23 protein-coding genes are annotated in these 23,184 nt (G+C 42.3%); 7 read left to right on the forward strand and 16 right to left on the reverse strand.

Translation table 11 applies throughout. The features are described from left to right. Positions 1–38: 38 nt before the first annotated feature. From NG55_RS04675 to NG55_RS04685, 3 genes are all read right to left on the reverse strand, one after another. Positions 39–1,202 (reverse strand): alanine racemase, encoded by a 1,164-nt coding sequence (locus NG55_RS04675; protein ID WP_065342484.1) that lies wholly within the window; start codon positions 1,200–1,202, stop codon positions 39–41. A 234-nt stretch (positions 1,203–1,436) separates the two neighbouring features. Further along, entirely contained in the window at positions 1,437–2,723 is a 1,287-nt protein-coding gene (locus tag NG55_RS04680; RefSeq protein ID WP_065342485.1) for a D-arabinono-1,4-lactone oxidase, read from the reverse strand. Continuing rightward, positions 2,720–4,468 carry a neutral/alkaline non-lysosomal ceramidase N-terminal domain-containing protein gene (locus NG55_RS04685; protein ID WP_065342486.1) on the reverse strand — a complete coding sequence of 583 codons (1,749 nt, stop codon included), beginning with the start codon at positions 4,466–4,468 and terminating at the stop codon, positions 2,720–2,722. Before NG55_RS04685 ends, NG55_RS04680 begins: the two co-directional genes overlap by 4 nt. 65 nt (positions 4,469–4,533) lie before the next feature. Between NG55_RS04685 and NG55_RS04690 the strand changes: the two genes are divergently transcribed. Continuing rightward, positions 4,534–5,634: an AraC family transcriptional regulator gene (locus tag NG55_RS04690; protein WP_065342487.1), complete on the forward strand. Its 1,101-nt coding sequence runs from the start codon at positions 4,534–4,536 to the stop codon at positions 5,632–5,634. 275 nt (positions 5,635–5,909) lie between these two features. On the opposite strand, the gene tauD is transcribed toward NG55_RS04690, so the two are convergent. From tauD to tauA, 4 genes are read right to left on the reverse strand one after another with little or no spacing between them, the layout of a single operon-like run. After that, a complete protein-coding gene (gene tauD, locus NG55_RS04695; protein WP_065342488.1) occupies positions 5,910–6,755 on the reverse strand; it encodes a taurine dioxygenase in 846 nt (281 codons plus the stop codon). Between the two features lie 16 nt (positions 6,756–6,771). Then, complete coding sequence (gene tauC / locus NG55_RS04700) at positions 6,772–7,653, reverse strand: taurine ABC transporter permease TauC (RefSeq protein ID WP_065342489.1); 882 nt, start codon at positions 7,651–7,653, stop codon at positions 6,772–6,774. Further along, positions 7,650–8,441: a taurine ABC transporter ATP-binding protein gene (locus NG55_RS04705; RefSeq protein WP_065342490.1), complete on the reverse strand. Its 792-nt coding sequence runs from the start codon at positions 8,439–8,441 to the stop codon at positions 7,650–7,652. The genes tauC and NG55_RS04705 overlap by 4 nt, the downstream gene beginning before the upstream one ends. 9 nt (positions 8,442–8,450) lie before the next feature. Then, a complete protein-coding gene (tauA, locus tag NG55_RS04710) occupies positions 8,451–9,491 on the reverse strand; it encodes a taurine ABC transporter substrate-binding protein (protein WP_171257918.1) in 1,041 nt (346 codons plus the stop codon). A 407-nt stretch (positions 9,492–9,898) separates the two neighbouring features. Between tauA and NG55_RS04715 the strand changes: the two genes are divergently transcribed. The 4 genes from NG55_RS04715 to NG55_RS04730 all read left to right on the forward strand — a co-directional run bounded on the left by NG55_RS04715 (position 9,899) and on the right by NG55_RS04730 (position 14,503). Continuing rightward, on the forward strand, positions 9,899–10,408 hold the full coding sequence (locus NG55_RS04715) for a rhodanese-like domain-containing protein (protein ID WP_065342492.1): 510 nt from the start codon (positions 9,899–9,901) through the stop codon (positions 10,406–10,408). 62 nt (positions 10,409–10,470) lie between these two features. After that, positions 10,471–11,409, forward strand: coding sequence for a serine O-acetyltransferase EpsC (epsC, locus tag NG55_RS04720; RefSeq protein ID WP_065342493.1), 939 nt, complete (start codon positions 10,471–10,473; stop codon positions 11,407–11,409). A 234-nt stretch (positions 11,410–11,643) separates the two neighbouring features. Continuing rightward, entirely contained in the window at positions 11,644–12,576 is a 933-nt protein-coding gene (locus NG55_RS04725) for a family 2A encapsulin nanocompartment shell protein (protein WP_016541761.1), read from the forward strand. Beyond that, the gene (locus NG55_RS04730) at positions 12,551–14,503 is read left to right on the forward strand and encodes a family 2A encapsulin nanocompartment cargo protein cysteine desulfurase (RefSeq protein WP_065342494.1); all 1,953 of its coding nucleotides are present in this window, start codon (positions 12,551–12,553) and stop codon (positions 14,501–14,503) included. The genes NG55_RS04725 and NG55_RS04730 overlap by 26 nt, the downstream gene beginning before the upstream one ends. 45 nt (positions 14,504–14,548) lie before the next feature. On the opposite strand, the gene NG55_RS04735 is transcribed toward NG55_RS04730, so the two are convergent. After that, positions 14,549–15,190, reverse strand: a complete 642-nt coding sequence (locus tag NG55_RS04735; protein WP_065342495.1) for a LysE family translocator — start codon at positions 15,188–15,190, stop codon at positions 14,549–14,551. A 91-nt stretch (positions 15,191–15,281) separates the two neighbouring features. On the opposite strand from NG55_RS04735, the gene NG55_RS04740 reads away from it, so the two are divergent. Both NG55_RS04740 and chrA read left to right on the forward strand, forming a co-directional pair. Continuing rightward, positions 15,282–16,238 carry a LysR family transcriptional regulator gene (locus NG55_RS04740; RefSeq protein WP_065342496.1) on the forward strand — a complete coding sequence of 319 codons (957 nt, stop codon included), beginning with the start codon at positions 15,282–15,284 and terminating at the stop codon, positions 16,236–16,238. 117 nt (positions 16,239–16,355) lie between these two features. Further along, positions 16,356–17,699: a chromate efflux transporter gene (gene chrA, locus NG55_RS04745; RefSeq protein WP_065342497.1), complete on the forward strand. Its 1,344-nt coding sequence runs from the start codon at positions 16,356–16,358 to the stop codon at positions 17,697–17,699. Between the two features lie 15 nt (positions 17,700–17,714). Here the strand turns inward: chrA and NG55_RS04750 are convergent, their stop codons facing one another. The 8 genes from NG55_RS04750 to tagF all read right to left on the reverse strand — a co-directional run bounded on the left by NG55_RS04750 (position 17,715) and on the right by tagF (position 23,173). Beyond that, positions 17,715–18,332 carry an ATP-binding cassette domain-containing protein gene (locus NG55_RS04750; protein WP_065342498.1) on the reverse strand — a complete coding sequence of 206 codons (618 nt, stop codon included), beginning with the start codon at positions 18,330–18,332 and terminating at the stop codon, positions 17,715–17,717. Then, positions 18,329–19,024, reverse strand: coding sequence for a molybdate ABC transporter permease subunit (gene modB / locus NG55_RS04755; RefSeq protein ID WP_065342499.1), 696 nt, complete (start codon positions 19,022–19,024; stop codon positions 18,329–18,331). Before modB ends, NG55_RS04750 begins: the two co-directional genes overlap by 4 nt. A gap of 4 nt (positions 19,025–19,028) precedes the next feature. After that, positions 19,029–19,799 (reverse strand): molybdate ABC transporter substrate-binding protein, encoded by a 771-nt coding sequence (gene modA / locus NG55_RS04760; protein WP_065342500.1) that lies wholly within the window; start codon positions 19,797–19,799, stop codon positions 19,029–19,031. 120 nt (positions 19,800–19,919) lie between these two features. Next, positions 19,920–20,366 carry a hypothetical protein gene (locus tag NG55_RS04765; RefSeq protein WP_065342501.1) on the reverse strand — a complete coding sequence of 149 codons (447 nt, stop codon included), beginning with the start codon at positions 20,364–20,366 and terminating at the stop codon, positions 19,920–19,922. A 158-nt stretch (positions 20,367–20,524) separates the two neighbouring features. Next, complete coding sequence (locus tag NG55_RS04770; RefSeq protein ID WP_065342502.1) at positions 20,525–21,025, reverse strand: hypothetical protein; 501 nt, start codon at positions 21,023–21,025, stop codon at positions 20,525–20,527. Positions 21,026–21,146: 121 nt separating this feature from the next. Beyond that, complete coding sequence (locus NG55_RS04775) at positions 21,147–21,410, reverse strand: PAAR domain-containing protein (protein WP_004654745.1); 264 nt, start codon at positions 21,408–21,410, stop codon at positions 21,147–21,149. 33 nt (positions 21,411–21,443) lie between these two features. Further along, positions 21,444–22,217 (reverse strand): OmpA family protein, encoded by a 774-nt coding sequence (locus tag NG55_RS04780; protein WP_016541771.1) that lies wholly within the window; start codon positions 22,215–22,217, stop codon positions 21,444–21,446. Then, entirely contained in the window at positions 22,214–23,173 is a 960-nt protein-coding gene (gene tagF / locus NG55_RS04785) for a type VI secretion system-associated protein TagF (protein ID WP_016541772.1), read from the reverse strand. The genes NG55_RS04780 and tagF overlap by 4 nt, the downstream gene beginning before the upstream one ends. Positions 23,174–23,184 lie beyond the last annotated feature (11 nt).

Genomic DNA, 23,184 nt, shown 5'->3' on the forward strand with positions numbered 1-23,184 from the left:
GCAAGCTTTTAGCTCGAATATTGGTAATCGCAATACTGTTATTCACTAAAGGTTTGCCATGTCTCAAAAGCATGGTTGCGATACAGCTTTAGCTCAGAGAACTGAGGGATAATCGCTTCACTCTGTGTGGGTCTTAAAAATACAAAATCATCGACCTGAATATCACAATCCTTGGGTACATTGACCAACTCCTGATTACTGCTGCGCCCGTACAATGCGTGGGTATGTGCTTGATCAGGATAGACATAATTAGCCAGCCAATAGCCACCATAAATAAACAACGCCTTACATCTATGTGGCAATTTATCCAATAAAGACATTGAAGGAAGCTGAGTAAATGGCAATATTTTTAATACAGGTGCAGCAATCCAGAATGCTGGTTGTAATGCCCTTAAAAAATCACTGTCAAAATCACTTGGTTTTAATAGCATTGAACCAAAAGACAAGTCATTGCAGACACTTTCAGTGGTATGCAAGCTAAAGGTTGGACTGCCGCCACCATTAAAACAAAGCTCATCCCTCCACAACGTTGGGAACTGCTGCTTAATTAGCTTTTGGTAATCGGCATAGATCTGCTGCGAGCTTTGATAAGCCAATTCAGGCTTTTTGATGATGGCTGGAATTTTAGTGACATGTGCATCATAGCCCATCAAACCAGAAAGCTTTAAATACTGCGGATACTGTTGAATCAACTTTAATATTTCGACCATTTGTGCTGCCGATTGCACGCCACCACGGTGTAAACCCACATCAATTTCAATGTTCACCTTTAGACAGAGCGAATAGGTCTGGGCAATCTCGATATATTGTTGCAAGCGTTGCTTGCTATCAATCAGCCACTGAATGTTGGCATTTGACCATTCCGCATGCTGATCAAAAAATTGATGGACTACTTGAGCGGGCATCGGCTTACCCAACAAGATATCGGCTTCAGCAAAATTTTCTAAGATTGAAATAATATGTGGTTGATGGAATACCATAAAACGTTGAGTATTGATCTGCTCAGATAATAATTTGAGTAAGTCTAGGCTCGCTAATGACTTCACCACCAAGCGCGCTTGTAAATGTTTGGCATGAGCAAGACGAATCTGAACATGCTGGATATTTTGTTTTAAAGCCGCTTCATCAATAATGAGTTGCGGAGTCGCAATCCCCTGTTTTTTTAGATCGAGATTGAGTTGTTTAAAATAATGATCCAACATGGCTATACCTTTTTTATTTAATCGTGATCCTAAAAAAACCATCTGATACGAGGGAATGTCATCTACAACCTGAGCAAGCCAAAGCGACTAAAGCTTTGGCAAAACGCAAGAGTTTAAATACATCTTATGCTTCTTAGGATGAAACCAAAGTAAATCTAGCTGAAAGCTTCACCCTTAATTGGATGGGAATTCGATATGATTCCGTTAAGTACTTTCAACTCATAAAAATTCGATTTAACCTAAAAACAGCTTTTCCAGATAGGGATTTAAAAACTTAGCTTCTGGGTCAAGCTGCTGACGCAAAGCCATAAAATCATCCCACTTGGGATATAAAGTCCGAAGCTGTGTTTTGTTCATTTGATGCATTTTACCCCAATGCGGACGCCCTTGATATTTTTGCAAGATTGGCTCAACCACATCAAAAATCAAACGCGGGTCTTGCTTATGATATTGATGCACCGAGATCGAAATGGAATCCTGCTGATAAAACGGACTGAGCCAAATATCATCCCCTTTGACAAAGCGAAATTCGAGCGGAAAAAAGGTGGCCACTTGATACGTTCTTAAGGCATGCAACACTTCATCCAAACACTCTATTCCGCGATCAACAGGAATCTGATACTCCATTTCATTGAACTTTGTATTACGCGGTGTTGGAAATATCTTGCTCGACCAATCGATATAAGTCGTGGGTTTAACAAAAATGCCGAGTAGCTTCTGTAAATAAGGATTCAGCGAAGGAAAGTTTTTGGTCAGCTCTGAACAAAAGGTCAGTAAGGTATCATCCGATGGAAAATTTTCCTTACGAGGCAAAACTGCTTCATCGGTCTCATCCAAAGTTTTCAGCATCAACTGCTTTTCATGGGAAAACACAAAGCATTCGATATGCCGATGCTGATGCTTCCATTGCTGAATATGCTGCATCATGTCTTCAACAGGACAAAGTTGAATGTGTTCTTTGAGTTTATAGCGCGGACGATTTTGCATAGTGATTTGGGTCAAGATGCCTAAGCACCCCAAAGAGACTCGCCCTGCGGCAAAGATTTCAGGATGCTCTGTGCGACTACATTTTAGGATTTCACCCGAAGCCGTCAATAGCTCAAAAGCTTCAACATAGGCTGAAATACAATGTAAATCTGCACCTGTGCCATGTGTGCCTGTAGAGACTGCACCCGCCAGACTTTGCTGATCAATATCTCCTTGATTCATTAAAGCCTGATTGATGGATTGCTGTTGTAAATGTTGGTCTAGGTCATATAAGTGTGTGCCTGCATAAATACTGCTCTGACATCGCTCAAGATCCGTCGATGCAATTCCCGCAATATGGTCCAAAGACAATAAGGTTGCATCGGTACACACCAACGGCGTAAAAGAATGCCCAGCACCGACTACCCGTATTTTTTTCTGCGCCTGAACAATCGACTGTAGTTCTTGAATATTGGCAGGTTGCAAAATCTGTTGCGGCATAGATTTTTGAAAACCAGACCAGTTTGACCAAATGCCTTGTGTTAAATCACTCATACTGCCTCTCCTTGGCTAACGGCAGTTTTTAAATTGCCATGATTAGTACGTTTTGCGAGTTCCTGCATTGGAATATGCGGTGGTCGTGTCATTTCATCGTAATGACGTTTATCTTTTTCTAATAATAACTGTTCTGCTAAGCCTTGGAACTTGCTCTGACAGGCTGCCAATGTCCATTGACCAAATAAGGTATGCCCACCTTCATATGCCTGCACTTGGTATTCTTCATAGGTGGTGACATAACCCATGTAATCATTGCAGTACGATGCTAACCAAACTCTTTCAATCGAAGCCTGTGCAGCAAGCGTCTTTTTAACCGTATCAACCACACGCTGCCCTGCAATAGTCGTAAACTCTCCCGGACAACATATCAATGCCAAAGACCCTAATCGCACAATTTGTAAGGGAACAATACTCGGCACTAAAGGACTGTCCTGAATCGCACCCGCTTTAACTTGTCGGTTCATTTCTGCAATCAGCGGATCAAGAATACTTGGTGGAAAACCAATCGGTTGACCTAGAATCTTTTTGGCGCCTGCTTCCAGTAAAATCTGTTTCGGCCCTTGAGATGCATCCAGCTGCTGATATGCTACAAAGTCTGCTGCTTTGGGATGTTTGATTTTTTGTTTGCGAAATTGATCGGCTAAAAATTGCATCCCCATCATTAAGGGTTTAGGCGCACCTCGACCATCGACAGGCGTACCTGCAAAAAATGCGGTGCCATGACAAGGCTGGCTGGTCTTTGCATGCTTTTGACCATCTGCAAATGCATCGGGAATCTCAATATTGCTCAGATCCACATAGGACAAAACAGCATCGATCTTGCCTTCAACTTTTTGCAAATTTTTAGCAATATTCCCCTGTAAGCTAGTTAAAGCCAATTCACTCTGATAACGCCCATTTTGTTGCGCATATTGATACTCCTGCTCACCTTTAATTTGATTGCGAATCTTGAGCTGATCTTTACCATGGAAATGCGGTGATACATCCCCAGCGGTTGCTTGGGCAAAAATCGTGACTGGATTATCAACTCCTTGCTCAATTAAAGCCTGCTCAGAAAATGCAGCTGCATAACCCTTGTTATCGCCATCATAGGCTTTTAAGGAATTTCCCAAACAAGTCGCATGTACCCCAAATAATGAAATAAAGGACTGCAATTTTTGTTCACGATAAAAACCAAGCAATTGCATTTCACGATTCAAAGCCAAATGCGTTTCGGCATCAGTGCGTGGCAAAACCTCTGGATTACGATTATAGGCTTTGATCGAACGATTCCACGCCACAGCGGTATGTTCTGAAAAATGTTGTGTTCCCAAGAGAATCTCGGTGTCTTGTTCAGACGCAATCGCATTTTGAATACTCAGTACAATCGCATCGACAATTGCACTGAGATGCTCAGGCACAAAACCGGGTGTTGGCATATTATATAAAGCTTCATAACCGCAACCACCAGGCCCAGAGTGGGTATGGGTTGCCATTAACACCAGTTGATTTTCATCAAATGGTGAATCTAGAATTTGCGTGAGTCGCGCTACCGTTTGGCTGCGCATGGCATGGGTAATACAACCTAAATCAAGACAACAAAGCAGCAGTCGATGATCGGATGAATCGACAATACTCACGCTACGTGCAAATAAAGCTGTGCGCTGTTCATAGGCCCGATGTGACCATTGCCCATAACCAAACATGGCATAGCCTTTCGGTGTAACTTTGATTTGTTGTTTATCCCAGCCCACTTGATACATTGGCGCGTCCCTTTCTCAGTTCTTTTTCTAACTGTGTTAAAGCCTGTTGAAAGTTAATCAAAATTATGCGATACCCAACAGGGTTAAAGACACTTTTCTTTGGGGGGCAAAACGGACTTATGCCTAAACAATTCATCAATAGCGCTGAAACACAGCAATATATTCCACCCACCATTCTGGCCAGCCTGATCCATTATGCAGAGCAGCAACAATGGAATTATGCTGCATGGTTTCAGCATTCAGGTTTAGACATTGCACAAATACAGCAAACCCAAGGCGTGGTTCGCTTCTCTCAATTGTGTGATGTGATACGTCAGGCCATGACAGCCTACCAACAACCCGACCTCGGTTTAAAGCTTGGCAGTAGTGAAGGTCTGATTTCAATGGGGATTCTCGGTTTCGCCATGCAATCCTGCAAGACTGTTGCAGATGCTTTAGACATTGCGTTGCGTTATCATCGTATTTCAGGCAGCGTCTTAAATATCAACTTTTCCATCCACGCTGATCTCTGTGAATTAGAAGTCACTGAAACCTCTCCCTGCAATGAACTCAAAGCTTTTTTCTATGATGAATTATTTAGCAGCATCATCACCTGTTTAAATGCAATGCTGGGCGATCATGATGATGTGTTGAGTCTTGAACTCAGCTATTTTCCAAGCGAATATCAACAACAATATAATGATCTCTTTGGCTGCCCTGTCCAATTTAACCGTGATAAAAATATCATGCGTTTTAATAGTCGCCTATTGCAGCGTAACTTAAAAAATTACAGCCCCGCCAACTATGCAACTGCACTACACATTTGTGAACAGGCGTTAAAAGAAATAGACCAGCTCAATCAAGTCGGCTACGTCCATTTACTTGATCATTTGATTGAACAGCATTTACCTGAACGTTTTGAGATGCAACAAGCTGCCGAACAATTACACCTCAGCGAGCGTCATTTAAGACGACAATTATTGGCAGAAGGTTTAAGTTTTCAACAAATTCGGCAAAATGTGTTGGAGCGGAAAGCTAAACAATTACTGGAACAGAACCTATCCATGAGTGAGATTAGCCTACAACTAGGCTTTAGCGAATTACGTGAATTCCGACGTGCCTTTAAACGCTGGACTGGGCAAGCGCCTTCGGTTTATAAACAAGAGAGCATTTTACATAATGCCTAAGAATAAAACGGTCTAGAAATTTCCAAGCGCAGATGCAGATAAAACCGAACCGTAAATGCTTTTTCTTGTAATTTTAAATTCTCGCAAATATTCACTACCGCGCTCGGCGGCATGGATGCCGCCAGTTTGGCTGTGATACAAGGAAGTATCATCAGCCAAACAAAGGATTTTTGTTACTTTTCATCCCTGAAAAGTAAGAGAGAAAACGGATGCTTATCCAAAATAAGATGAGATCTCTGTAAGACTCTACCGAAGCAAACAATTAAAACTAAATTTTAACTGGCTGCTTGATAAAACGGTACATCACCATTAATCGTGGCACGATGCATAATCCGATGCGCCTCCCCATAATCAAATAAAGCCTTGTGCTGTGTACAACGATTATCCCAAATCGCCACATCACCTACCTGCCACTGCCAACGCAAATGGAACTGCTCATTAGTTGCATGGGCAAATAAATACTGTAGCAATTCAGCACTTTCATTCTCATCCAGCTCATTAATACGCGTGGTAAACCCTTCGCTCACAAACAAAATTGGCTGACCCGTTACAGGATGTGTTCTCACCACAGGGTGAACAACGGGTGGATTACGCTTAAATGTGTCTTCCAGCTTTTGACGCTCAACATCATTATGCGCAAAACGCTCAATCGGGAAAGACTGACGAATGTCATGTGTTGCAGTTAAGCCTTTTAACTTTTGCTGCAAACCTTGATCCAAGGCAGCAAATGCCGCTGCCCCACTCGACCAAAGTGTATCACCACCAACAGGTGGAATCTTAATCGCTTGTAAGACACAGCCCAATGGCGGTTTCTGGCTAAAAGTGACATCGGTATGCCAAAGTTCATTGTCACGTAAGTCTTGTTTCCAACTATCCAATACAATGATTTCAGGCACATTTGCTACGGATGGATAAATAGGATGAATATGCAAAGAACCAAAACTACGTGCCAACTCCGCTTGCGCCTGAGGTGCAAGTTGCTGATTGCGGAAGAAGATCACATGATGATCCAGCAAAGCCTGTTGAATTTGTTGCGCGGTATGTTCATCAGCCGTGTTTAAGTCAACATCATGAATAATTGCACCGATTGTTGGTTTAATAACTTCAATATTTAAGGTCATCTTCTACTACTCACACTTATAACTGTTGGCCATACCAAGGAGATAATTGTTTCTGTAACCAACGCAAAAACAATTCAAAACTAACCGCGACAATCGCAATCACAATAATGCCAAGAACTACGGTATCCGTGATCAGGAATTGTGCCGCTGACTGCACCATAAAACCAATACCGCGATCAGCTGCGACCAATTCCGAAGCCACCAACGTTGACCAACCCACGCCAAGACCAATACGAATACCCGTCAAGATGTGCGGTAAAGCGGTTGGTAAAATCACATGCCAAAACACTTGTGATTGGCTTGCCCCTAACGATAAGGCGGCACGTTCACGATTGAGCTGGTGACTGAGTACACCATGAGTACTGCTGATAATCACAGGTGCAAGGATCGAAAAGAAAATCAAAAGTACCTTGGTGGTTTCACCAATGCCGAACCAAATCACCAATAAGGGTAAATAAGCCAACGGTGGAATCGGGCGCAATAATTCAACCAAAGGATCCAGTACAGCACGTACCCATTTGTTCAATCCCATCCATAAACCCAAAGGTACACCAATGGCAATCGCAGCCACTAAAGCCAACAAAACACGAGAAATACTCGCGGCCAAATGCTGCCATAAAGTGGCTTTCATAAAACCTTGTTGGCTGACTTCTAGAAATTTTTGCCATACTGCTTGTGGGCTCGGCAAAAATAGACTCGGGACAATTTTTAATGCCGTGATCAAATACCAGATCACCAATACGCTCAAGACACTGGAAAGGCTCAGCGCTAAACTACGATGGCGTGTAAAAAAAGCACCAATTAGACTAAAAAACGAACCCGACTGTGCTTGGTTTATCGATTGTAGTTCCTCGACCTTACTCACCTCATAGGCTGTATTCTTTGCTTGCCCTGTCATACAGCCACCTCATGTCTTGCTTGTTTCTGCACACGTAGGCGTTCAAATAATTGCTCACGTAATTGAATAAATTTTGGGTCCGATTTAATCGCACGAATCGATTCACCTTGCTTATAACGTTCCGCGAAATCTAATTTTAAGGTTTCGACAATTTTGCCAGGACGAGCAGTCATCAATACCAATTGATTGCTCAGCAGCAAAGCTTCTTCAATATCATGCGTGATCAAGAAGAAAGACTTATTTTGTTCAATCCACAAATCCAGCACCAACTGCTGCATGGTTTCACGGGTAAAGGCATCAAGCGCAGCAAAAGGTTCATCCAACAAAATAAACGCTGCATGACTCACCAATGCACGTGCAATCCCCACCCGTTGCTTCATACCACCCGACAATTCCCAAATATTGGCTTGAGCGACATGGCTTAAACCCACGATTTTTAAGATTGCATCGACTTGCTGCTGAATCTCTTGCGCTTTTAAACCCTTAAGCTGTAAAGCAAAACCAATATTTTCAGAGACATTTAACCAAGGTAGTAAAGCATGATCCTGAAACACCACCGCACGGCGCGCATCAGGTGCAGTCACCACTTCATGGTCCAGTGTAATCTGACCTGAACTTGGCTTTTGAAAACCCGCCAAAATATTCAGCAATGTTGTTTTCCCACAACCCGACTCGCCCAAAATCACAGTCAACGTACCTTCTTCAATCTTGAGATTGATATCTTGCAAGACAGGTACGGTCTGCTTTGGAAAAGTTAAATGAAGATGCTCGGCAGCTAATACGCTCATTTCGATCTCCTATGGCTGTAAGAAATTGGTGGTCACATTATCTTGATAATCAGGCTTCACTTGATCGACCTTACCTTGGCTCTTTAAGAAAGTTGCGGTGTCGAAAATATTTTTGGCAAACTCACCTGATAAAGTCGCTTGTTGCTGCTGACGATCTAAATAAATATTTCCTGAAAGTAACAATGGAATATCTTTTACATCAGAACCCGTCAGTTGCGCGATTTTCTGGATATGGTCAGCATTCTGCTCAAATGCTTTTGGATCTTTCTGGTACGCCTCAACTTGTTTCAAGCTGGTTTGCACAAAGGCCTTTAAAAACTCTGGATTTTTCTCGGCGAAATCTTTACGAACCACCCATAAATCATAAGTTGGTGCGCCCCACTCGCCGACTTGTTTTGAGTCTGTTAAGACATGGCCGCTGGCTTTGACTTTGCTTAACGCAGGTTCCCAAACATAAGTCGCATCAATATCACCACGCTCCCAAGCGGCAGTGATTTCAGGTGGACGTAAGTTAATAATCTTGACTTGGTTATCCGCAATGTTCCAATGCTTTAAAGCTGACAATAAGCTGTAATGTGTGGTTGAAACGAAGGGTACGGCAATGGTTTTGCCAATCAAATCTTGTGGTGTTTGAATGCCAGATTTATTGCTGACCACCAAGGCTTCAGAACCACCTAATTTAGCCGTCACAAGGAATACTTCAATCGGTAAATCTCGACTTGCCGCTGCCGCCAAAGGACTAGAACCGATGTTCCCAATCACCACATCGCCCGAAGCCAATGCATTGACCACATCTGAACCTGCATCAAACTTACGCCACTGAATCGCTTGATTACTATTACGTTCATAATCACCATTGGCTTGCGCAACCTTGGTTGGATCAACACCTGTTTGGTAGGCAATCACCACCGCTTTGTTGTTTTTAGACTGAGCAGGTGCAGCATCTTTTTGATTTTGATAGACAATAAAAGCAACAATCGCCACAAGGACGATCGCTGTTACGATTAACGGCTTGGTGTTCTTGATGCCCATAATTAGATGATCTTTCAACAATATAGGCTTATGGTATGCGGCATGCTTTATGATTAAAAATAAGAAAAAGTGACTTGCTTATTCCTTTATGAGATAAGAATAAGTCTTAGACAATGTTGTGCTGCTTTTATCATCAAGTGCGATATTTTTAATGTGTTTGCATTTAATTTTCCAAATCATGCTTTTAAATATTTATCATCCAACTTAATTGAAAAGTAAAATATTTAATCTCGATAATTTCATCTTTAAATTAAATAAGATCATTCAATTTAAAGCTAGGTTTTAAACCATATTCCGAATAAGCCGATAAATGCTCATTATTTATCAAAAATAGATATATAAATAAATTTTGCTTATTTTCCTGAATATAAAAACCGTCCTAAGATAAAAACATCATCCCGCTGATGTATATAAAGGTTGTAAAAATGAATGCTCAATTTGATTCTGCTCAAGCTGTGGAATCCAACATTACTTCCCACGGTTCTTTCAACGATCCACAAGATATCCTACAACGTGCTCAGCAATATGCTGAAGAAAATGAACTTGATTTCACGGGCAGCATCCCTCCTAGCGAAGCTTGGTATTTGGTTCAACAAGGCCATGCTGTCTTGGTTGATGTAAGAACCAATGAAGAACGTAAATTTGTCGGCTATGTGCCTGAAAGTATCCACGTCGCATGGGCAACAGGTACATCTTTTAACCGCAATCCTCGTTTTTTAAAAGAACTGGATAGCAAAGTCGGCAAAGACAAAACAATTTTATTGCTGTGTCGTAGCGGTAAACGTTCTGCTTTAGCTGCAACAGCAGCTTTTAGTGCAGGTTTTGCACAAGTCTATAACGTACTGGAAGGTTTTGAGGGTGATTTAAACGAACAGCAGCAGCGCAATCAAAGTAATGGCTGGCGTACCCACCAATTACCTTGGTTACAAGATTAATGCTGCTTTCTTAAGCAAAAAATTAACGATTTATTCATGACTTTGATTTGCAAGGAATTCTCGTGAGCCAATGGAAAATACAGCCTGTCGTTGAAGGTTTGCAACAAGCGAGACACGAATGGAGAGAGCGTCAACATCGCATCAAAGAATTTGGTGGACGCGAACTCCCATCTAAGGATGCGCTGAAGTCAATTTTAGATGGTCTGTGTGGAATTCTGTTTCCAATGCGACTTGGCCCCAGTGATCTGCGTCAAGAAACTGAGGATTACTATATTGCCTATACCCTAGACCGCGTACTCAATGAATTATTTTCACAGGTAAAACTGGCCTTAAATTACGAAACCAAAAGTCGCGTCAAACCGATCCCTGTTTCAAGCAATGAACGTCTGCTTTATGAACAGCAAATCGCTTTGGCACAGACCATCGTACAGGACTTTGCCAATACCTTGCCTGATATCCGTCGCGTATTAGATGCAGATGTCTGTGCCGCATATGAAGGTGATCCTGCTGCGCATAGCGTCGATGAAGTCCTGCTCTGCTACCCAGGTATTTTGGCAATCATCCATCATCGTGTGGCACATCAGCTCTATCACAGCGTTCCGCTACTTTCACGAATTATTTCTGAATTGGCCCATTCAGCCACAGGGATTGATATCCACCCAGGTGCACAAATTGGGAAAGGTTTCTTTATCGATCATGGTACAGGGGTGGTAATTGGTGAAACCTCAGTGATTGGTGAATATGTACGTATTTATCAGGCCGTGACGCTTGGCGCAAAACGCTTCGAACTGAATGAAGATGGTGCCTTGAAAAAAGATTACGCCCGTCATCCGATTGTTGAAGATCATGTGGTGATTTATGCAGGTGCAACGATTTTGGGTTGTATCACCATTGGTAAAGGCTCAATTATTGGCGGTAATGTCTGGCTCACCCATAGCGTTACTGCAGGCAGTCAGATTTTACAGTCACCCAGCGAGTCACTCCACAATAGTAAAGTTTAAATGAATGAATTATTTAAATAGTTCTTAGAATAAATAAACGTATATTCAATACTTATATTTATTTCATATAAATATATTCTTATGAGTAATAAGTAAATAATTCACGATTATTTATCTCATAATAATATTTTTAAAAATACTAAATAGTCTCTAGTCTAACTAAATAAATCATTCAACATTATTGCAATAAACCAATTTTATTAACAAAGCCAAAAACAACAGGAAAATTGATTCATGGCAAAAACCACAGATAAAGTCCAACTTGCACTTGGTGATCACGCAGCCAGACAGCTTGCAAATGCCACCAAGACCGTTCCACAGCTATCGACCATTACCCCGCGTTGGCTCACGCATTTATTGCAATGGATTCCTGTTGAAGCAGGTATTTATCGCGTTAACCGTGTCAGTAATACTGATGATATCCAAGTCGCGTGCACCCAACGTGATGAGGCCACTTTGCCACAAACTTTTGTGGATTATGATGCACAACCACGTGAATATTTCTTAAATGGTGTTTCGACTGTTTTAGATATCCATACCCGTGTTGCTGATCTTTACAGCAGCCCGCATGATCAGATTAAAGAACAATTACGTTTAACCATTGAAACCATTAAAGAACGTCAGGAAAGTGAGCTAATCAATAACCCTGAATATGGTTTATTGGCCAGTGTCGCAGAAGACCAACGTATCTCTACTTTGAATGGCCCCCCAACACCCGATGACTTTGACGATTTACTGCGTAAAGTCTGGAAAGAACCTGGTTTCTTCCTTGCCCATCCAGATGCAATTGCTGCTTTCGGTCGTGAATGTACCCGACGTGGTGTTCCACCACCAACTGTGAGCTTATTCGGTTCACAGTTCATCACATGGCGCGGTGTTCCACTGATTCCATCAAATAAGATTCCTGTAGAAGATGGTAAAACCAAAATCTTGTTACTGCGTGTGGGTGAAAAACGCCAAGGTGTGGTGGGATTATTCCAACCGGGCTTGGCCGGCGAACAATCTCCAGGCCTTTCTGTACGTTTCATGGGCATCAACCGCAACGCGATTGCGTCTTATCTGATCTCACTGTACTGCTCATTGGCGGTATTGACTGAGGATGCATTGGCTGTGCTCGAAGATGTGGAGGTGGACAAGTATCATGACTACCCAGTTAACTACAAGTAATTTACACGGTAGTCCAACGGGTTCTGAAGTGGTCGGTGTTAGCCCACCGTCCAACTTCCCAGATGAAGCAACACTTTCACGGCTTGCCTCTGAATTTTTTGCTGCCCTGCCAAATTCTGGCAGTGGTCACTCCTCTGGTTTGAATTTGGACTTACCTCATGTTGGTACGCCCCCACATCAACCACAGCCCGCTGAACCTTTAGCTGCGCTCAGTGGTCGTGCGCCCAATATTGCTTATGAAAAAAGTTTAAACCCTGAATATCCTGAGCATATTCCGAACTATCCTGACTATCCTGAACGTCGTGCGATCGCCTCTGCGCCAGTCGTGGGTGGTGCCAATTTACCACGTCCACCGATTGAACCTAATTTTCCGCAAGCGGTTCATAGTGCACCAAACGTTCCTTTAGTTGAACCCTCTCGTCCTTCAACAAGTGATGCGTCACCCTTTTATTTTTTGAATGATTTTACAGCACCGAGTTCATCCAGTTCTGAATTTGATGCTGCCAATTTTGCCACGGCACAATCATTTCAATTGCCTCATGGCGATGCATTAAAAAGTCTGTTGCAGCAAGATACTCAAGCTTCTACTCAAGCAAAAAATAATGCGTCTTCAGGCTTTTATTTCTTAGATCTGCCGCAACACAATGCAGGTTATGGCAATTATCAAGCTTCTCAGCCACAGTTTGTTGCCAATGCCGCTCAGCCCTTGGATATTCAAGCGATCCGTCGTGACTTCCCCATTCTGCAAGAACGCGTCAATGGACGGCCCTTAGTTTGGTTTGACAATGCTGCAACGACACAGAAACCACAAAGCGTGATTGATCGTATTGCCTATTTTTATCAGCACGAAAATTCCAATATTCATCGTGCTGCACATGAGCTGGCAGCACGTGCAACCGATGCCTATGAACATGCGCGTAATGTAGTGGCCCGTTTTATTGGGGCAAAATCATCCAAAGAGATCATTTTTGTTCGTGGCACCACCGAAGGTATTAACCTGATTGCCAAGACCTGGGGTGAGCAGAATATTGGTGAGGGTGATGAGATTATTGTTTCGCATCTTGAACATCACGCCAATATCGTACCGTGGTTCCAGTTGACCAAAAAAGTCGGTGCCAAACTGCGTGTCATTCCTGTGGATGATACGGGACAAATCATTTTGGAAGAACTGCCAAAACTGATTAATGAGCGCACCAAACTGATCTCGATTACCCAAGTGTCCAACGCCTTAGGTACGGTGACGCCTGTCTCTGAGGTGATCAAAATCGCGCATGCCAAAGGTGTGCGGGTCTTGGTTGACGGTGCTCAATCTGTTTCGCATATGCCAACTGATGTCCAAGCGATTGATGCCGACTTCTTTGTATTCTCAGGACATAAAGTGTTTGGGCCAACAGGGATTGGTGCAGTTTATACCAAGCCTGAAATCCTAGAGACCATGCCCGTCTGGGAAGGCGGCGGCAATATGATTCAGGATGTGAGCTTTGAACAAGTGGTTTACCAACCTGCTCCCAATAAGTTTGAAGCAGGCACAGGCAATATTGCCGATGCAGTAGGTTTAGGCGCTGCATTGGAATATGTTGAACGCCTTGGCATTCATAATATTGCGCGTTATGAACATGACTTGCTGGAATATGGCCAGCATGCGTTAAGCAGTGTCACGGGGTTAAGACCAATTGGTACGGCGAGAAATAAAGCCAGTGTAATGTCCTTTACTCTTGAAGGTTATTCGACAGAGCAAGTGGGTAAGGCACTGAATCAACATGGGATTGCAGTGCGTTCTGGGCATCATTGTGCTCAACCGATCCTACGTCGTTTTGGTGTAGAACAGACCGTGCGTCCATCTTTGGCCTTTTATAACACCACAGAAGAAATTGATTTGTTGGTGTCGGTCTTGTATCAACTGACCAGAAACAAGCGCAGCACCTAACCCCTCTCCAATAAAAAAGACTGCCTCAGTGCAGTCTTTTTTATGTCAAGTAAAGGCAACGCTCCAGATCAATCGTATTGCAACTGCACTCAAGATAATCCCCATCACCCGTTCAAAATACACCCCGAACTCCAAAAAGCGTTTCCGCACAATCGGTTGTGCAAACATGATGCTGACTAAAATAAACCATAATGCATTGACTAGACACATCCAAATGCCATAACCAATTTGAACCTTTAACGGTGTGGTCGGACTGACAATGGTGGTAAAAATCGCCAGAAAGAAAATCGTCGCTTTCGGATTCAAAGCATTGGTTAGAAAACCCATATTAAAGGCTTGAATTAAGCTCGGTTTACCCATCACCTCACCAGCCAAAATATCCAGATTGGCATTCGGTTGACTACGTAAACATTGCCAACCCAAATAAATCAAATAAGCCGCCCCTGCTACACGTAATACCGACATTAACCAAACGCTTTGCTGGATCAATACGCCCACCCCGACCAAGGTGTAAAACACATGCACCGAAATACCGACACCAATACCAATTGCAGTGATACAGCCAATTAGATAGCCATATCGAACACTCTGTCGTACTGTAATAATAAAATCAGGACCCGGTAAAACAACGGCCATAAAATGGATCAATGCCAAGGCCAGAAATTCATGTCCATACAACTGCCACATTTGATTTATCTCCATCATGACTACAGGAAAAGATTGTATTGCGCTTTTTAAAGCGCGATAATCCAATCAAATTCCAAATAACTTTTGCTTGATGAGCACAAATCAAAGTCTGGTTCTGTTAAATGAAATGGCAACCTTTGTCAAAGTTGTCGAAACCGAAAGCTTTTCTGAAACGGCACGTCAGCTCGGTTCAACCCCGTCTGCCGTAAGCCGTGCGATTGCCCGTTTAGAACGGGCTTTAGGCACACGCTTATTACATCGCACTACCCGTAAACTGCGCTTAAGTGAAAGTGGTCAACAAGTGTACGAACGCTGTGTCGACATGGTCAATGCCGCACAAGCGGTGATGGAAAGTTCAGGACAGTTTCATATTGAGCCACAGGGCATTATTCGGATCAGCGTGCCCAAGGCCGTTGGGCATTTTATGCTGCATCCCCATCTGCCCGAATTCTTGGCCCTATATCCAAAAATTGATATCCAACTGCTGTTGGAAGACCGCTATATTGACTTGATTGATGATGGTGTCGATTTGGCGATTCGCATTACCGAACAACCTCCAGGTGGATTGATGGGGCGAAAACTGATTGATATTGATCATTTAATCTGTGCCACACCTGAATATTTACACAAGAATGGCACACCACAGCATCCACACGACTTAAAGCAGCATCAGTGTATCTATTTGGGTGAACAACCGAATGATTCGAAGTGGAAATTCCAGCAAGAACAGAAATCAATTACGGTGCTTGTCCGTGGTCGTTATGCTGCCAATCATACTGGGGTGCGCCTCAGTGCCGCTTTACAACATTTAGGCATTGCCAGTTTGCCGTACTTCGTAGCACGCCATGCTTTGGAGCAAGGCACACTTGTTCAGGTCTTACCTGATTGGCATTTTAAAACCCACTATAGCGGTGGCGCATGGTTGCTCTATCCACCTACCCGTCATGTGCCACCGAAATTGAGTGTATTCATTCAATATTTAGCAGAAAAATTAGCCGCAGAACCGATTTTAGTTCAACAGAGCTCACCAATAAAAAATAATGATTAACTCATCTAAATTCAATAATTTCATCATTTTGAATTATTAACTCACTAAAATTTATAAACTCAATACTCAATTTTATTTATCATCTAGAAATAAAAAGAAAACTCTTTGGAATACATCATGCAATCAGCAGATCCTACAAATCCAACGCCAACAATTCCGTTCAGGCAAGCCTTTTTGTTCTGGCTGAAATTGGGATTTATCAGCTTTGGCGGACCTGCTGGTCAAATTGCAGTGATGCATCAAGAACTGGTAGAAAATAAACGTTGGATTTCTGAAAAAAGATTCTTACATGCGTTGAATTACTGCATGCTACTCCCCGGTCCTGAGGCACAACAGCTCGCCACCTATATTGGTTGGCTCATGCACCGAACGATGGGCGGGCTTGTGGCAGGTATTCTGTTTGTTCTGCCCTCCCTATTTATCCTGATCGCGCTATCATGGATTTACGTGCAATTCGGGGATGTGCCGATTATTGCTGGGCTGTTTTATGGGATTAAACCTGCGGTCACGGCGATTGTCTTTCATGCCACTTATCGTATTGGTAGTCGTTCCTTGAAAAATCCATTTCTATGGGGAATTGCTGCTACTGCATTTATTGCCATCTTCGTGTTTAACATCCCTTTTCCTTTCATTGTTTTAGCAGCTGCTATTTTAGGCTATGCGTTAAGTAAGCAAAAACCAGATTTATTTACCCATCAAACTACTCACCCCAATAGCCAAAAAAATTATGGCACAGCCCTAATTGATGATGATACGCCAACACCTGCCCATGCAATTTTCCATTGGTCAACTCTTATTAAAATCGTGGTCATTGCAGCCTTGCTCTGGTTGATTCCAATCACACTGTTAACCCTAAGCCTCGGTTGGCAAAATGGCTATACCCAAATGGCATGGTTCTTTAGCAAAGCCGCCTTACTCACCTTTGGCGGTGCTTATGCAGTTTTGCCCTATGTGTATCAAGGTGCGGTCAATCATTATGCGTGGCTGAGTCCAACCCAAATGATTGATGGGTTAGCACTCGGTGAAAGTACTCCTGGCCCGTTAATCATGGTGGTGGCTTTCGTGGGTTTTTTGGGGGCTTATAACCATGCGTTATTGGGGGCTGATCAGCTCTTTTTAGCAGGTGCAATGGGTGCCGTGATTGTCACTTGGTTTACCTTTTTATTTTCCTTTGTATTTATTTTAGCCGGCGCACCAATTATTGAATCTACGCACAATGAACTAAAATTTACGGCGCCCCTCACTGCCATTACAGCCGCCGTCGTCGGGGTGATTTTAAATCTGGCGTTGTTCTTTAGTTATCATGTGCTCTGGCCAAAGGGCTTTGATCATGCTTTTAATTATGAAGCGGCTTTTATTACCATTGCCGCACTGATTGCTTTATTCAAATTTCAGCTCAACGTATTGTATGTGATTTTTGCATCGGCCTTTTGCGGCCTCATCTTATATATCGGTGCTTAAACGGTTGTGATTTATTTATAAATACCAGATTTCATTCGTGAGTTGTTCAATCTCAGCGTGATCATGACTCACATACAACATTGGAATCTTGGTTTCCTGTTTAACGCGTTGAAAAAAAGGAATGATCTCAGCTTTATGCGCCATATCCAATGCAGACAGTGGCTCATCGAGAAGTAACAATTGTGGCGAGTACAACAAAGCTCGTCCTAAGGCGACCCGTTGTTTTTCTCCCCCAGAGAGCTTAATCGGCATACGTTCCAGTAAATGTCCCAATTTAAGCAATTCAACAATATAGTCCACTTCAAACTGACGTTGTTGTGGAGCAATATGCTTAAAACCAAACATTAAATTCTGTTTGACGTTTTTATGGGGGAACAGTTGAGCGTCCTGAAACACCAAACCGACACGACGCTGTTGCGTACTAAGATAAATCTTCTGACCTTGATCAAACCAGGTCTGGTTCTGGATTTTAATCCATCCCGATTGTGGTCGAATTAAGCCCGCAATACTATGTAAAATCGTAGTTTTCCCTGAACCTGAAGCCCCAAATAAACCAATCACCGACTGATCAGATTGAAAGCGTTGATCCAGATAAAATTGCCCTTGTTGTAGCTGTATATGACAATCAATCATGCTGAATACCCACGCTTATTTTTCTGATAACGATTGAACCACTGCGCAAACCATAGTGCAAAGAAAGCCACCGATAAAGACAGGATAATCAATCGCCATACCGCGGCTTCGGTATCGGGTTGCTGCATCAAACTATACATTGCCAACGGTAAAGTGCGGGTTTCGCCAGCAATATTGCCCACAAAGGTAATCGTTGCTCCAAACTCACCTAAACTTCGGCAAAAACATAAAATAGCACCGACCAAAATACCACTACTGGCAAGCGGTAATGTCACCTGCATAAACGCCCCAAAGGAAGATGCACCCAAGGTTTTCGCTGCTAGCTCCAAGCGTTGATCGACCAGTTCAATCGCCAGCCGAATCGATTGTACCAATAAAGGAAAGCCCATCACCGCAGACGCCAATACCGCGCCTTTCCAGTTAAAAGCAAACTCTAAACCGAGCGGTGCAAGATATTGCCCCAATAGCCCCCGATTACCAAACAACTGCAGCAGTAAGTAACCAGGCACCACAGGTGGTAAAACCAAAGGTAAAAATACCAAAGTCTCAAACAGCGATTTTCCCCAAAACTCTTTGCGGGCCAATACCCAAGCCACTAAAGTTGCAGGAATTAAGCTAAACAACAGACACACTGCTGCCACTTTGCAGGACAGCTTGAGGACTTCAATTTCTTCAGGGCTTAAGATCATCATTTAGTTACTGCAACACGCTAAACCCATATTTTTTAAATATCGTTTTTGCCTGTCCGCTTTGTAGAAATTTATAGAATTTGACCGATTCCGCATTCTTCTTGGTTAAACCTACAGGATAAATAATTGGTGGATGCGTATTTTCTGGGAAGATACCCGCCACAACTACATCTTTGCTAATGGCAACATCCGTCGCATAGACAATACCGACCTGACATTCGCCACGCGCTACAAAGTTTAAGGCGGCACGAACATCTTCTGTTTCAACCAATCGTGGTTGAACTTTGTCCCACCACCCTAGTGAGGTCAACGCCTGTTTAGCATATTTCCCGACTGGCACACTTTTGGTATCCCCTGTACATAGCTTGCCTTGGATGACTTTACTTGGATCAAAACTTTTATCCATTTTTAATTTAAGTGGGCGATCTTTGGGGGTAATCACAACCAAGCGGTTGCCCAATAAATTAATCCGATCTGCTGCTGTAACCAGCTGTTTATTCTGTAAATAGTCCATCCATTGTACATCAGCCGAGATAAACACATCAGCGGGTGCACCTGCCTCAATTTGCTTGGCTAAGGTTGAAGACCCTGCATAGGAAGTTTTAACCTCTGTTTTATTTTTCTGCTCATAGATTGTATCGAGTTCATTCACTGCATTGGTTAAGCTTGCAGCGGCGTAAACAGTAATCGCATCTGCGGCTACTGCATGGGTCTGAATCAATAAACTCGCCCCGAAAGCGGCAGCACAGAGATAAGTTCTTTTCATCGTTGTTGGCATTGTTTTGTCCTCAAATTTCGATATGTTTTTAAAAATATATCGCTTAATAAAGATACACTAAAAATAACAATTCGCTAGTCTTGTTATCTTTAATAGACAGTTGTAAATGTCTGAGCAAACTTATTTCATTGAGATCATTTCCGGATCCAGATAGATAATACCCAAATCAATCTTTTTGGAATAACTAAAATTAGATTTCAATTCTGGAACTTGTTCTGCGTATACATTTGAATAATCAATAATTTTAGAATCATAACCTTTAAAACTTATAAAAATTTCAGCAGGGAGAAGACTATATTTCCGCGTATTCGGTTTAATAAAAAAATATGTTTTTCTAACAGAAGGAATTGTAAAATGGCCATCAGCTTTTAATTCTATTTGTGCATCTTTGTCACTTGTTTGTCCATTAAAGCCCATTTCACCACCTTGTTTGACCAATGGCTGCTTAGTCTTACGATCATAGATATAACCTACAACTTCAGGAGTCAAATATAGGGTATGTTTTGTACAGGCTGGCGTAACTAGCACGATAACAACGAGAGAAAAAAATAAAATGCTTTTTTCCATTTTTTAAATCCCTTTAGTGCGTAATAATTACATAAATACATCTCTGAACTAGCGACGCTGCCGATGACGACTTCATTCTCTATCTAAGCCAAACAAAATCTTTGCAAATAAAGCATATACCCTAAAAATCCTGTAAAACACTTCATAACTAAAGCAAATTAACCTCTATTATTTGTGAATACTGTTCCTTTTGAACTACACACTTGAACAACTTGATCTTTTGATAGGTTTAGCTCTGAACCAAAGCTTGATAGACATGAATAATTGATAAATTCATACTGTCGAAGATATTTCCCTTTTTTAATTTCTAATCTAATTTGTGTCTCTAAAGCTCCATCTTTTAATTTTGAAGTATCAAAACAGAAAATATGCCGACTCTCTTTATTGGATAAGTTATCTAAACTTTCGTGATAGATTTCAACAGACATTTGTTCATCAAATGAATTTCCTTGAGAGTGAAATGAGCTATCAAATAAGCCAAACTCACTCGCGGTGTTAATGTCATTTGTTTTGACAGCACAAAGCTGATGACCTGAAACCTCATACTTAAAATCTTCAACCTGCTTCTCTTTACAACCTAAAAGAAAAACAAGCACTAAGAGCATAGAAATTTGTTTTAACACCACCAAAATCTCATCCCAAAATGAAATGCGGAACATCCTTCGATCTATTCATGCTCTATCTATTATTTGATCAAAAATCTGTTCCTTCAACCAATTTTCGAAATCAGTGATCAGAAAAAATCAAGCCCTTTGCTGAATCAAAGGGCTTTAACAGTCTTTAACCTCTAACGGCTAAATTCTGTTTCGGCAATAATTTACAACCGCAAGAAAGTGGGTCATTCACTCTAGCAGCCGCTTTACCCATGACCTGCATATTCGGATCACCAGCGACAATCGTCGCCACCGTTTTATGTTTTGGGCAAGTTGCCTTATCCCCAACACAAGCAATCGGAATGCCTTCTATGAGAAAGCTGCTATTTCCACTGATGACCTGCCCACCACCTGTGGTTGGGCAACCAACAACGATATAGGGTGTTGCCATAATCCCATCCCTCACATTTGGATTTATGAATAATTAAAGTACTTCAAATTCAATACGACGATTTTTCTTACGACCATCTGCTGTTGCATTATCAGCAACTGGCTGACTAGAACCTTTACCTTCAGTGCTTAAACGGTCCGCCGCAATACTTTTACCCACCAGATAACTTTGTACCGCTGCAGCACGTTGCTGACTTAACACCGTATTCTTGTTGGCATCACCAGAGCTATCGGTATGGCCAATAATTTTGACTTTCTTGCCGCCAACCTTATTTAACGCCACTGCCATTTCATCCAGAATCTGTTGTCCTGCCGCAGTCAAGATTGCACTCCCCGATTCAAATTCAATGATTCGGTTCTTCAAGGCATCGTCAATGATTTTTTGCTCGGCCTGATTCACTGAAAGTTGTGCATTAAATCGATACGGTTGCTGAACCAGGGCCTGAAAACTGCTCGTGGTCGGTTGAATTTGATTTGGGTCGGTCATTTTACCAGTTAAATCAACCTGAGTTCCTCTAACTCGTAACTGACCTTGTGAAATCTTTTTTAGATCAGGAGTGATGACTCGAGTCACTGAATCACTCCAACCACTCGGCGCAGACACTGGACGTACCTGAATTTTGTCCACGACTTGATCTGCACCATAAACAGACTGCATCTTGACCAAGATCGCCTGCTTACTCTCCTCATTAGGAACCACACCCTCCACTACAATCGGTGCAGCATGGAGCAGATGGCTTTGACCTAAAATACATAAGCCAAACAGTAAACTTGCCCAGATAGATTTCGGATTATTTCTCATATTCATTCATCTAAAAAAGTTTGTCTGAACAGCTTCAAACCTTGGTTAAGGCTCAACTGACGCTGACAAAGTGATTGTTCGAGTGTGGCAAGGCCTGCATTCTGCTCCAGATAGGCATCAATCCATTGTGCTTGGATTAAGGACACCCAATGCTCGCTCTGCATGTTTTGGGTAAAAATATCGCTGAGCGCCATGATATCGGCACCTTGGAAACCAATGAATAAAATTGGCTCCTCACGATGCAAGATGCCAATCAGGATTTCGGTATTATTGATACCTAAGAATCGTCCAATCATCCCAACCCAAAACGCTGCGATTTCATAGCAGTACATCGCGTTATTGATCGGTAAGATCAGCACCTTATTTAAACGACTGGTACCATTTTTTAAGATCGGTTGCAGTAAAAGTCCCAATCCGATCATGCTCTGAGCCAATTCATAGACATTGATTTTCATTAATTGGGCAAAGGAATGCATAGTGTGATTTTCATAAAAACCATTGCATTCTTCAGCAGTGAAAATCTGAACCACATTCGGTAGGTTGTTGAGCTTCTCCAGCATAATATTGGTATCACGAATACTGCGTAATACGCGATTGCGCTGGAATAAATCGACCAAAACTGACTTGTAGTAAAACGGCGCCAATAATAAATTTTGATAAGGCTGCTCAACTTCAAGCAATTGACTCAGTACCATCGGAAATGCACGACCCGAGCTGTCTTGACTAGTAATCAAGTTTGCAGCTAAAAACATCGACTCGGCAGGATTAGCAATAAAAAAATCCAAAGAAGGCAAAGACTCGTAACGCTGCTTAAACTCAGGGACGCGCATGGCATGTTCAAGTGCTTCAGTAATCCACTGATCCAGCACTTGGATTAATGCGTATTGTCCTTTGGATTTCAGAAAGTCACCACGAGCGGGTGTCTTTCCGTAGTACAAAGCTGTTGTTTTTACTTGTTGCATCCAAGCACCTC

The organism is Acinetobacter gyllenbergii (genome assembly GCF_001682515.1).
GTDB lineage: Bacteria > Pseudomonadota > Gammaproteobacteria > Pseudomonadales > Moraxellaceae > Acinetobacter > Acinetobacter gyllenbergii.